This is a genomic window from Janthinobacterium sp. SUN206, assembly GCF_030587305.1.
In the GTDB taxonomy this organism is placed as follows: domain Bacteria; phylum Pseudomonadota; class Gammaproteobacteria; order Burkholderiales; family Burkholderiaceae_D; genus Janthinobacterium; species Janthinobacterium kumbetense.
Map to the genome: position 1 here is coordinate 851,925 of NZ_JAPWIB010000002.1, position 10,730 is coordinate 862,654.

12 protein-coding genes are annotated in these 10,730 nt (G+C 64.3%); 6 read left to right on the forward strand and 6 right to left on the reverse strand.

Translation table 11 applies throughout. From position 1 onward, the window contains the following. Positions 1-9: 9 nt before the first annotated feature. From O3300_RS16790 to O3300_RS16810, 5 genes are all read right to left on the reverse strand, one after another. Entirely contained in the window at positions 10-798 is a 789-nt protein-coding gene (locus tag O3300_RS16790; RefSeq protein ID WP_305053575.1) for an ATP-binding cassette domain-containing protein, read from the reverse strand. A gap of 10 nt (positions 799-808) precedes the next feature. Further along, positions 809-1,861, reverse strand: coding sequence for an iron ABC transporter permease (locus O3300_RS16795; protein ID WP_099665008.1), 1,053 nt, complete (start codon positions 1,859-1,861; stop codon positions 809-811). After that, positions 1,858-2,796 (reverse strand): hemin ABC transporter substrate-binding protein, encoded by a 939-nt coding sequence (locus O3300_RS16800; RefSeq protein ID WP_305053576.1) that lies wholly within the window; start codon positions 2,794-2,796, stop codon positions 1,858-1,860. Before O3300_RS16800 ends, O3300_RS16795 begins: the two co-directional genes overlap by 4 nt. Next, on the reverse strand, positions 2,784-3,881 hold the full coding sequence (locus O3300_RS16805) for a hemin-degrading factor (protein ID WP_305053600.1): 1,098 nt from the start codon (positions 3,879-3,881) through the stop codon (positions 2,784-2,786). Before O3300_RS16805 ends, O3300_RS16800 begins: the two co-directional genes overlap by 13 nt. A 223-nt stretch (positions 3,882-4,104) precedes the next feature. Beyond that, positions 4,105-5,004, reverse strand: a complete 900-nt coding sequence (locus O3300_RS16810; RefSeq protein WP_077401189.1) for a DMT family transporter — start codon at positions 5,002-5,004, stop codon at positions 4,105-4,107. Positions 5,005-5,307: 303 nt separating this feature from the next. Between O3300_RS16810 and gcvA the strand changes: the two genes are divergently transcribed. Both gcvA and O3300_RS16820 read left to right on the forward strand, forming a co-directional pair. Then, the gene (gene gcvA, locus O3300_RS16815; protein ID WP_289899339.1) at positions 5,308-6,252 is read left to right on the forward strand and encodes a transcriptional regulator GcvA; all 945 of its coding nucleotides are present in this window, start codon (positions 5,308-5,310) and stop codon (positions 6,250-6,252) included. Further along, positions 6,249-6,587 (forward strand): hypothetical protein, encoded by a 339-nt coding sequence (locus O3300_RS16820; protein WP_305053577.1) that lies wholly within the window; start codon positions 6,249-6,251, stop codon positions 6,585-6,587. Before gcvA ends, O3300_RS16820 begins: the two co-directional genes overlap by 4 nt. A 138-nt stretch (positions 6,588-6,725) precedes the next feature. Here O3300_RS16820 and orn read toward each other — a convergent pair whose 3' ends face one another. Then, positions 6,726-7,322 (reverse strand): oligoribonuclease, encoded by a 597-nt coding sequence (gene orn / locus O3300_RS16825; RefSeq protein ID WP_289899341.1) that lies wholly within the window; start codon positions 7,320-7,322, stop codon positions 6,726-6,728. 56 nt (positions 7,323-7,378) lie between these two features. Here orn and O3300_RS16830 point away from each other — a divergent pair, with 56 nt between their 5' ends. The 4 genes from O3300_RS16830 to O3300_RS16845 all read left to right on the forward strand — a co-directional run bounded on the left by O3300_RS16830 (position 7,379) and on the right by O3300_RS16845 (position 10,622). Continuing rightward, positions 7,379-8,659, forward strand: a complete 1,281-nt coding sequence (locus O3300_RS16830) for a M48 family metallopeptidase (protein ID WP_305053578.1) — start codon at positions 7,379-7,381, stop codon at positions 8,657-8,659. Further along, positions 8,656-9,021 carry a 4a-hydroxytetrahydrobiopterin dehydratase gene (locus tag O3300_RS16835; RefSeq protein ID WP_099665015.1) on the forward strand — a complete coding sequence of 122 codons (366 nt, stop codon included), beginning with the start codon at positions 8,656-8,658 and terminating at the stop codon, positions 9,019-9,021. The genes O3300_RS16830 and O3300_RS16835 overlap by 4 nt, the downstream gene beginning before the upstream one ends. Continuing rightward, the gene (gene rsgA / locus O3300_RS16840; RefSeq protein ID WP_099665016.1) at positions 9,018-9,923 is read left to right on the forward strand and encodes a ribosome small subunit-dependent GTPase A; all 906 of its coding nucleotides are present in this window, start codon (positions 9,018-9,020) and stop codon (positions 9,921-9,923) included. The genes O3300_RS16835 and rsgA overlap by 4 nt, the downstream gene beginning before the upstream one ends. 282 nt (positions 9,924-10,205) lie before the next feature. Further along, positions 10,206-10,622 carry a hypothetical protein gene (locus O3300_RS16845; protein WP_099665017.1) on the forward strand — a complete coding sequence of 139 codons (417 nt, stop codon included), beginning with the start codon at positions 10,206-10,208 and terminating at the stop codon, positions 10,620-10,622. The last annotated feature ends 108 nt before the right edge of the window (positions 10,623-10,730 follow it).

Here is a 10,730-nt window from a genome sequence, read left to right on the forward strand (position 1 = left end):
GTGAGTCGGTCAGGCGGCCCTGCGCACGGCGCTTCTGGCAGGGATGACGCACACGTCGCCATCGCTGCTGGTCGCCGTCGTCAGGGCGATGCCGTACAGCGCCGCCAGGGCGGGCACGGCGCCGGCATCGCTGGCGATGTCGGCGACCAGCTGGCCCGAACGCACCAGCAGCAGGCGCTCGAAGCCCAGCAAGGCGTGATTGATGTCGTGCAGGATAGCGACGACGGCGTGGCCGCGCGCGGCGCAAAACTGCTGCAGGCTGTCGAGCAAATCGAACTGCAGGCCGGGATCGAGCGCCGCCAGTGGTTCGTCGACGAGTATCAAGCCATCGTGTACGTCCCACATCTGCGCGAAGATGCGCGCCAGCTGTACCCGCGCCTGTTCGCCGCCGGACAGGGTGTCCAGGCGGCGGCCCAGCAAATGCGCGGCGTGCGCCAGGGCGGCCGCGTCCTGCACGATCTGTTCCAATTGCGGGTCGACCAGGCGCGCCACCCGCCCCAGGCCGATCACCAGCTCGCACTGCAGTCCGAAGGCCACGTTCGAACCTTGCGGCAGGACGGCGCGTCGCCGGGCCAGTTCGGCCAGCGGCCACTGCGCCAGCGGCCGGCCCGCGAACGCCACCTGGCCCGCCTGCGGAGGCAGTTCGCGCGCCATCAGTTTGAGCAGGGTCGACTTGCCCGCGCCGCTGGGGCCGAGGATGGCGATGCGCTCGCCCGGCGCTACCTGCAGATTGAAGGGGCCGAAATACTGCTGGCCCAGTTGCGTGGTGGCGAAGGAGAGTTCCAGCAGGGGCGTCATGCGCATCCTTTCAGGCGGTGCCGTGGCGGAAGCGCCGCAACAGCATCAGGAAAAATGGCCCGCCCAGCAAGGCCGTGAAAATGCCGACGGGGACTTCCGCCGGAATGGCCACCGTGCGCGCCAGGGTGTCGGCCAACAGCAGCAGCAAGCCCCCCATCAGCATCGCCAGCGGCAGTACCTTGCGCTGGTCCGCGCCCAGCCAGGTGCGCACCAGGTGCGGCGCGATCAGGCCGATGAAGCCGATGCCGCCGCACCAGGCGACGGCAAAACCCGTCAGCACGGCCACCAGCACGATCACCTGCGTGCGCAGCCGGCCTACGTCGATGCCCACGTGCAGGGCCTGCGCCTCGCCCAGCGCCAGCGCATTCAATGAGCGCATCAGGAAGCGCGTGGCCCACAGCGCGCCGGCCAGCACCACCAGCAAGGCCGCCACCTGGCGCCAGCTACCGGCCGACAGCGAGCCCAATGTCCAGAAAGTCAGGGTGCGCAACTGGTCGTCGCTGGCCAGGTAGATGCACAGGCCCATGACGGCCACCGTGATGGCATTGAGCGCCACGCCCGTCAGCAGCAGGCCGACGATGGAGCCGGGCGTGGCCCAGCGGGCGACCCGGTCGAGCAGCACGCAAATGAGCATGGCGCCGGCAAACGCGGCGGCCGGCAGCAGCCACACGCGCAGCTCGGGCGCCACGTGCAGGCTGGCGGCAAAGACGATGGTGGCCGCGCCCGCGCAGGCGGCGCCGCTGCTCACGCCCAGCAGGCCCGGATCGGCCAGCGGATTGCGGAACAACCCTTGCGTCAAGCCGCCGGCCAGCGCCAGCGCGGCGCCGATCAGGATGGCAAACAGGGCGCGCGGCAGGCGGATATGCCACAGCACATACGCGCCGCCGGACAGCGCCTCGCCGCCAGCCTGCAAAGGCGCGAGCCAGTCGGCCAGCGCCACCGGCACGGCGCCCGCCTGCACGGCGATGAGCAAGCCGCACGCCAGGGCGGCGGCCAGCAGCCCGCCAGCGCCCCAGCGCGGCCAGCGCCAGGGAGCGACGGACGCCAGGGAGGCCACGTTCATGCGGCCATGGCTTTGGCAAATGCGGCATCGAGTTCGGCCAGCGCCTGCGGCATGCGCGGGCCAAAGCCCAGCAGCAGCATGGCTTCCAGCGAGACGATGCGGTGCTTGCGCCCGGCCGGCGTCTGCGCCAGCCCTGGCAGTTTCAAGATGCCGTCCACGCCGCCCGAGGCCTTCAAGCCCTGGTCCGTGACGAGCACCAGGTCGGGCCGCGCGGCGATCACGGCTTCCGGCGTGAGCGGCTTGTAGCCGGCAAAGCCGCCCTGCCCGCCCATCACGTTGACGGCACCCGCATACGCGAGCATGGCGTCGGCGCCCGTCTCGCGCCCGCCCACCATTACCTGGTTCGGCGCATGGGCGAGGATGAACAGCACGCGCACCGCTGATTGTGCCGGTGATTGGCTGCGCTGGCGCACCTTGCCCAGGGCGCCGTCCCACTGCTGTTGCAAGGCTTGCGCCAGGCGCGCGGCGGGGTCGGCGCGTCCCGTGATCTGGCCCACCTGTTTTACCCGTTCGAGCAAGCCTTCGAATCTGTTATTCGCGTTCAGTACCGCCACCGGCACGCCCGCGTCGCGCACTTGGCGCAGCACCGTTTGCGGCCCCGCCTCCTCGGTGGCGATCAGCTGCGTGGGCGCCAGCGACAGCACGCCCTCGGCCGACAGGGTGCGCGCGTAACCGACCTGCGGCAGCTGTTGCGCAACGGCAGGATACAGCGAAGTCGTATCGACGCCCACCAGTTCGCCCTGCGCCTCGAGCGCATAGACGATTTCCGTCAGGGCCCCGCCCACGCTGACGATGCGCCGCGCCTTGACAATCGGCTTGGCCGCGTCGCTGACGGCGGCCAGCACCTGCATCGGCGCGGCCAGGGCCAGGGCTCCCGCCCCCATTTTTTTCAGCGCGATGCGGCGCGCCACGCTGGCGGCGATCATGCGGCGCATAGTTCACCCTCCTGCAGCACGCGCTCGACGACGTTGCGCCATTCGCACAGTTCATGCACGCCCGGCTTGCGTTCGCCGAAGAACATGACGATGGTGTCGCCCTTGGCGTCGAACAGTTCCACCGACGTCACCAGCCCGTCGACCGTGGGCTTTTTGACCACCCAGGCGCTGGCGATATGGTCTTCGCGCAAATGCAGGTTGAAGCGCGCATCGAGGACATTGATCCACGGCCCCATCACGGCGATCTTGTGCACGGGCCCCGAATGGATCTGGATCATGCCCGCATTGCCGACGAAGGCCATGATGGCGACTTTTTCGAGGGCGGCGCTGTTGAGCAGGTCGAGCACGCAGGATTTGTCGAGCTGCTGCACGAAGCGCGCCTCGGCCAGGCGCAGGCCCTGCAGGCGCGAGACCGAATATTTTTTCAGCAGGGTGAAAAATTCATGCGTGTCGCGCAAATCGGCCCAGGCGGCGCGAAAGCCGGCCACGTCGATCTGCGCGTCGGGCAGTTCGGCCGGCGGCGCAGCCGGCGCCGTCACGGCGATGCCGGCCGCCTGGTCCGCGTCGGAAAAATGCGCCACCAGCGCGTCATAGGCGGCCAGGTCGCTTTGCGGCTTCATGAAGATCTTGTGCACGGCATAGCCGGCAGCATCGAAAAATTGCAGGCTGCGCTGCACTTCCTTCCCGCCCCCTTTTTCGTTCACTTCGCGCACGGCAAAGCCATGCGCCCACTGGCGGTAAAACACGCGCAAGTCGATGTCGCCACCGAGCACCAGGCCCACGTGGTTGTTGTGACTGGCTTTTCGATAGACACCCGTCTTTTCATGCACGCACGAAGCGTTGCGCGTCAGCGCCATGACTTCGCCCAGCGGTTCCAGCGCGGCGATGATGGCGGGCCAGTCGGCCTGCAGGCGCTCGGCGACCAGCAAGGCGCCATCGGCCAGCGACAAGCCGGCATGCGCGGCGATCAACTCGCCTTCGGAAATGGCCAGTTCCTCGGCGATGTCGCGGTGGCGGGCTTTTTTCTCGCGGCGCAGGCGGGCAAATTCGCTGGCGACCAGCTCGGTGTTGCAAATAGGGGGCATGCTCGTCACGGTGTCTCCTTTCAAGGCGAACACTGGCTGGCATGGGCTGGCTGGTGGTGGGGGAATCTTGAAGTTAATTATAAATGAGAATCATTCGCAATCAAGGCTTATTTATGTGAAAAAAGTTACGCGCAAAAAAAGCGCCGCGACAGTAAACCCGTCGCAGCGCAAAGGAGACCGATCGATACAACTGATCAGTGTTGAGAAAATGTCAGCGTTGAACTCAGGCGCTGGCCTGTACCGCCGGCATGGATGCCGGTTTCGCCGTGGGGCGCTGCGCCAGCAATACCACGGCGGCCAGCACCATGGCGCCGCCCAGCAATTGCGTGCCGCTGACGGATTCCTTCAGCAGGGTCACGCCGAACGCCATCGTGATGACGGGCTCGAACGTGGAAATGATGGATGCCTTGGCCGCGCCGATTTGCGCCACGCCGGCAAAGAAGGCGGCAATCGCGATGGCCGTCGAGAACAGGGCGATGGCGCTGACGGCCAGCCAGCCCGTCGCCGTGCCCGGCAAGGACACGCCTTGCCACAAGGCAATCGCGCTGTTCGACAGACCTGCCGTGCCCAGGATCACCACGCAAGCGGCCAATGGGTGAATATTCTCGCGGCTTTTCGACAAGCTGTTGCCAAACAGAATGTACACGGCGTACACGCCGGCGGCCATCAAGGCCAGCGCGATGCCGATGGGCTGGCCCTGCAGCTTGCCGCCCAGGGTGATGGCCATGCCGGCAATCGCCAGCGCCATCAGCACCAGCATGCGGCGGTCCAGCTTTTCCCAGCCCAGCGCCAGCGCCAGGATCGTCACCAGCACGGGATACACATACAGCAACATGCCGCACAGGCCGCTGCTGGCATACATGAGGGCATTGAAATAGCCTTGCGACTGCGCCGTGTACATCAAGCCCATCAGCATGTAGCCGGCCAGCAGGCGACCGCGCGGCAAGCGCCAGCCGCCCAGCCACACGAGCGGCAGCAACAGCATGGCGGCGATAACGAAACGCAAGGCCAGCATGGTCGACGGGTTGACCCCGGACGCATACGCCGCCTTGGCAAACACTGCGGAACTGCCGAAACCGGCGGCCGACAGCAACACCAGCGCAACAGCGCGGCGATCAGACATGACTAAACCTCTTAGAGTACACCTGGGCAAACCTGCTGCGCGTCGCGCTTTGCGGCCTGCGATGCTCACCGTACTGAAGTACGGTTGCGCTTCTCAGCCACAAATCACTGCCGCTCGCGACGGTTTTCCCAGGCGTTGTAAATATAAATGCCAAGCAAGGCCGGAAGATGTTCATGCGTGAATCCTATTGCGGGTCACTTCACGCATAGACGGCATCATATTCGCTTGCGCAAAATGAAACAAACCAATATTCTTCACGGATAGGCCGAATATTACTGAGGCTCAATTCACTTGAAGAGTGCCATGTCACGTCCCTTGCCCCCGCTCGCCGCCCTGCACGCCTTCGAGGCGGCTGCCCGCCATGAAGGCTTCCAGCGCGCGGGCGAAGAATTGCACGTCTCGGCCGGCGCCATCGGCCACCACGTAAAACAGCTGGAAGCGTGGCTGGGCATCGTGCTGTTCCAGCGCATGCCGCGCGGCGTGGTGCTCACCAGCGCCGGGCAGCGCTATGCGGCTTCGCTGGGGCCGATACTCAACCAGCTGGCCGACGTCTCCGAGCAGGCGCGGCGCCAGGGCGACGACAAGGTGGTGACGGTGACGGCCACCAGTTCGCTCGTCTCGCGCTGGCTGATGCCGCGCCTGGGCCGCCTGCGCGACCGCTATCCGCAGATCGAACTGCGCGTGCTGGCCTCGATGCACCCGGTCGACCTGGCGCGCGATGGCGTGGACGTGGCCATCCGCCTGGGACCGGGCCGCTATCCTGGCTTGAAAGTCGATTTATTGATGGAAGAATGGTTTTCCGCCGTCTGCAGCCCCGATTTCCGCGCCAACGCGGCCAGCCTGCGCCAGCCCGCCGACCTGCTGCGCTACCCGCTGCTGCACGACGAACCGGAAGTGCACCTGCCCGGCGAAATCGACTGGACGCGCTGGCTGCACAGCTGCGGCGTGCATTACAGCGGCAATAGCGGCAACAGCGGCGCGCGCTTTTCGCACACGTATCTATGCCTGGACGCGGCCGCCAGCGGCCAGGGCGTGGCCATCGCCGCCAGCCCCCTGATCGGCGACGATTTGCGCTCGGGCCGCCTGGTGCGCGTGTTCGAGCACGCCGTGCGCGGCCCCCACTGCTATTACCTGCTGCGCTCGCCCCAGGCGGAAACGCGGCCCCTCGTGCACGCCTTCTGCGAATGGCTGATCGCCGAGGCGCGCGCCGACCAGGAAACCGTCTGGCCTACCGTGGAGAGCGCATGACAAGCACGGAACTGGCGCGCAGCGCCCGATTTATTGTCCAGCATGAATATGAACACGCCAAGGTGACGGCGGCCGATGGCCGGCAAGCCAGCCTGGGCGAGTTCTATGGCGACCCGGCCGTGGCCTTGATCGATATCAATGAGCAATGGTGCGCCGTGGCGGGCGAAGGATTGGTGCTGTGCCGGCTGGGGCAGCCGTTCGGCCAGTGCGCGGCATATTTCCGCGATCCTGGCGAGACCGTGTGGATCACGGGCTTGCGGCAAACGGGACCGTTTGCGCTGGAATGGCAAGGCGAGGATGGCGCTTGGTCCGCCTTTGACTTGGATACGATGTAACAGATCCTTCGCGACGCCTCGCAAAACCGTAGCGAGCGGAAGGGAGAGGTGGCTAAGAAGCGCAACCGTACTCAAGTACGGTGAGCATCGCAGGCCGCCTATACCGACGCGCAGTAGGTTTTGCGAGGCGTCATCACATTACAGCTTGATGAAGTGTTCGCGGTAGTACTTCAGCTCTTCGATCGACTCGAGGATATCGGCCAGGGCCGTGTGCTTCTGGTGTTTCTTGAAACCGGTGGCGATTTCCGGCTTCCAGCGCTTGCACAGCTCTTTCAATGTCGATACGTCAACATTACGATAGTGGAAGAACGCTTCCAGCTTCGGCATGCCGCGCACCATGAAGCGGCGGTCCTGGCCGATGGTGTTGCCGCACATGGGCGACTTGCCAGCTGGCACGTATTTCTTCAGGAACGCGATCAATTCCGCTTCCGCCTGCGCTTCCGTCACGGTCGACGCCTTGACCTTGTCGATCAGGCCCGAGCGGCCGTGCGTGCCCTTGTTCCAGGCATCCATCTTGTTCAGGGTTTCATCCGATTGATGAATCACAAACACGGGGCCTTCGGCCAGCAGGTTCAAGTGCATGTCCGTCACCACCACCGCCACCTCGATGATGCGGTCGGTATCGGGCTCCAGGCCCGTCATTTCCATGTCGACCCAGACCAGATTCATCTCATTGGGACGTGCCGGAACAATCGGTGCGGGGGTGGATGCAGTTAAGTCGGTCGCTTGTGACATAATTCTCTCTTGGCCTAATCAAACTAAATAATCAGCCATTTTCTCACAGGCACAGAATGTATTCACTCGCGTTTTCGATTTTGTTTGTATCCGTCCTCGTTTTGACCCTGGCCGTGCGCTTCTGGCTCGCTTCGCGGCAGATTCGCCACGTGCTGGCCCACCGCGCCGCCGTGCCCGCCGAATTTGCGGAAAAGATCCCGCTGGCCGCGCACCAGAAGGCGGCCGACTACACGGTGGCGAAGACCAAGTTCGGCTTGCTGACCTTGCTGGTCAACTATGCCGTGCTGATCGGTTTTACCTTGCTGGGCGGCTTGCAATGGCTGGCGCTGCACCTGAATGAATGGATGGGCTCGGGCTCGCCCATGCTGTACCAGATCAGCCTGATCGCCGCCTTTGCCGCCATTTCCGGCCTGATCGACCTGCCCTTCGATTACTACCGCCAGTTCGTGCTGGAGCAGCGCTTCGGCTTCAATACCATGGCGCGCAAGCTGTTCTTCACGGACATGCTCAAGGGCGTGGGCCTGGGCGCCGTCATCGGCCTGCCGCTGATCTGGGTCGTGCTGACCCTGATGGCCAAGTCGGGCGGCCTGTGGTGGCTGTACGCGTGGTTCGTCTGGAGCGGCTTCCAGTTGCTGATGATGGTGTTGTTTCCGACCGTCATCGCGCCCCTGTTCAACAAATTCACGCCGCTGGCCGACGAAGCGCTGAAAAGCCGCATCGAAGGCTTGATGCAGCGCGTGGGTTTCGCCTCGAAAGGCTTGTTCGTCATGGATGGCTCGAAGCGCAGCGCCCACGGCAATGCGTATTTTTCGGGCTTTGGCGCCAACAAGCGCATCGTCTTCTTCGACACCCTGCTGTCGCGCCTGGCGCCGCAGGAAATCGAAGCCGTGCTGGCGCATGAACTGGGCCACTTCAAGCTCAAGCACATCGTCAAGCGCATCGCCATGATGTTCGTCATCTCGCTGGGCTTTTTGGCGCTGCTGGGCTTCCTGAAGACGCAGCCATGGTTTTACGCGGGCCTGGGCGTCGACCCGGTCGCCCTGGCGCTGACGGGCCAGCCGACGGATGCGCTGGCGCTGCTGCTGTTCATGCTGGCCTTGCCCGTCTTCACCTTCCTGCTGGGACCGTTGACCTCGCTCAGCTCGCGCAAGCATGAATTCGAAGCGGACGCCTTTGCCGCCACGCACACGCAGGCGGACGACCTGGTCTCGGCGCTCGTCAAAATGTATGAAGACAATGCGTCGACCCTGACGCCCGACCCGCTGCACTCGGCCTTCTACGATAGCCACCCGCCGGCCAGCGTGCGCATCCGCCACCTGAAAGGGGCTACGACATGAATACGCCATCGACTTCGCAAGACCTGTCGCAACTGTCCTGCACGCCGCGCCAGCAGGCGCTGGGCGACACGGACATTGCCACCCTGCACGCCCTGCTGCCGCAATGGAGCTTGCAAAATGGCAAGCTGTGCCGCGACTTCGGCTTCAAGAATTACTACCAGACCCTGGCGTTCGTGAACGCCCTGGCCTATATGACCCATACGCAAGACCACCATCCGGAGCTCATCATTACTTACAAAACCTGCGCCGTGCGCTACGACACGCACTCGGTCAACCATGGCGCCGGCGGCCTGTCCGAAAACGACTTCATCTGCGCCGCCAAGGCCGACCTCATCTACCAGAGCAGCCAGGTGGCCCCATGAGCGAAGGCAAGTTGACGGGCATCATCATCGCCGCCCACGGCCGCCATTACCTGGCCGACGTGGACGGCGCCAAGCTGCAATGCGTAACGCGCGGCAAGAAAACCAATGTGGCCGTGGGCGACATCGTGCACCTGACGCGCACCTCCAACGACCAGGCCGTCATCGACCGCATCGAGGAACGCAAGACCCTGCTGTACCGCTCGGACCAGTACAAATCGAAGTTGCTGGCCGCCAACCTGACGCAGCTGTTCATCGTCGTGGCGACGGAACCGGGCTTTGCCGACGACCTGATCTCGCGCTCGCTGGTGGCGGCCGACGCGGCCGGCATCGAGGCGCGCATCATCCTCAACAAGACGGACGTGACCGCTTCGCTGGAGCGCGCCCGCGAACGCCTGCTGCCGTATTCATCGATGGGCTATCCCGTCGATGAAGTGTCGGCGCGCGCCGAACCGGAGCACGCGGTGGCCACCCTGGCGCCCCTGCTGGCGGGGCAGTCGTCGATCCTCATCGGCCAGTCGGGCATGGGCAAGTCGTCATTGATCAACCTGCTGGTGCCGGATGCCGACATCGCCGTGCGCGAAATCTCGGCCGCGCTCGACACGGGCAAGCACACGACGACCTTTACGCGCCTGTACAAGCTCGACGAACTGGGCGCAAACAGTTCCATCATCGATTCGCCCGGCTTCCAGGAATTCGGCCTGTACCACTTGTCCGAGGGCATGCTGGAGCGGGCCTTCCGCGAATTCCAGCCTTACCTGGGCGGTTGCAAGTTCTATAACTGCCGCCACCTGATCGAACCGCAATGCGCCATCCTGCAAGCATTGTCTGAAGGCAAGATCGCCAAGATGCGCCATACCCTGTATGGCCAGCTGCTGCACGAATCGGCGCAAACGCTGTATTGATCGCGCCTGGCGCCCGTCGTCGAGACGGGCGCCAAACCGATAAAAAGTTTACCACCACGAATTAAACAGAATTAAATTCTGCCGCAGAGCCCGCTTTCTCCCATTCATTCCAAAACCATCCATCGCCTGATTTCGCGTTTCAGCGCCGGATTCCGGCGTTTCATCGCTTTGCGCTGGCATGGTCCCCCTCCGCTTGCTACCTTGGCATTGTCCCCGCCAGCGAACCTGCTGGAGACAACATTGGTCTAACTCCAACCAGCATCTCGATCACAAGGTGAAATCATGAAAGCATCGTTCTCGCGTACCCTCGCCCTCGGTAGCGCCGCCCTCGTCCTCGGCCTGTCTTGCCTCAGCGCCAGTGCGCTGGAAATCGGCGAACAGGACAAGGTCCAGGTTTCCGGCAAGGTGTATAAACTGGCCCCGCAGGAATTCAGCCAGTACGGCAACAGCTACCAGCTCGACACGGGCGATACCTTGCTGCTGCGCCAGCAAGTCAACCGCTATTTCACGCAAATCAAGGGACAGCCCGAAGTGGAGCTGTTCGGCCGCGCACCGGGCGTCTTTGAAACGGCCAGCGGCACCCACATGGAATTTCGCAACGATGGCGACGTCATCGCCATTACCGGGCTGAACAATATTCCGGGCGCCGTCGCCAAGGCTGGCGAAACGGCCAGCACCGTGCACTTCGCCGGCCGCTAGCACAGGCGGCACGGCACAGCACGGCAAACGGGCGGCAAGCCGTGCCAGGCTGTCCACGTGCATCAGCCGGCAGGGGCTGGTGCACGCCCCGCCTGCTTTGCGCAGCCT

Bases quoted from the DNA above. Each gene is read 5' to 3' on its own strand.
- O3300_RS16800 (WP_305053576.1), bottom strand. From the start codon at position 2,796: ATGCGCCGCATGATCGCCGCCAGCGTGGCGCGCCGCATCGCGCTGAAA.
- O3300_RS16835 (WP_099665015.1), top strand. From the start codon at position 8,656: ATGAATACGCCATCGACTTCGCAAGACCTGTCGCAACTGTCCTGCACG.
- O3300_RS16795 (WP_099665008.1), bottom strand. From the start codon at position 1,861: ATGAACGTGGCCTCCCTGGCGTCCGTCGCTCCCTGGCGCTGGCCGCGC.
- O3300_RS16830 (WP_305053578.1), top strand. From the start codon at position 7,379: ATGTATTCACTCGCGTTTTCGATTTTGTTTGTATCCGTCCTCGTTTTG.
- O3300_RS16805 (WP_305053600.1), bottom strand. From the start codon at position 3,881: ATGCCCCCTATTTGCAACACCGAGCTGGTCGCCAGCGAATTTGCCCGC.
- orn (WP_289899341.1), bottom strand. From the start codon at position 7,322: ATGTCACAAGCGACCGACTTAACTGCATCCACCCCCGCACCGATTGTT.
- O3300_RS16845 (WP_099665017.1), top strand. From the start codon at position 10,206: ATGAAAGCATCGTTCTCGCGTACCCTCGCCCTCGGTAGCGCCGCCCTC.
- O3300_RS16790 (WP_305053575.1), bottom strand. From the start codon at position 798: ATGACGCCCCTGCTGGAACTCTCCTTCGCCACCACGCAACTGGGCCAG.
- rsgA (WP_099665016.1), top strand. From the start codon at position 9,018: ATGAGCGAAGGCAAGTTGACGGGCATCATCATCGCCGCCCACGGCCGC.
- O3300_RS16810 (WP_077401189.1), bottom strand. From the start codon at position 5,004: ATGTCTGATCGCCGCGCTGTTGCGCTGGTGTTGCTGTCGGCCGCCGGT.
- O3300_RS16820 (WP_305053577.1), top strand. From the start codon at position 6,249: ATGACAAGCACGGAACTGGCGCGCAGCGCCCGATTTATTGTCCAGCAT.
- gcvA (WP_289899339.1), top strand. From the start codon at position 5,308: ATGTCACGTCCCTTGCCCCCGCTCGCCGCCCTGCACGCCTTCGAGGCG.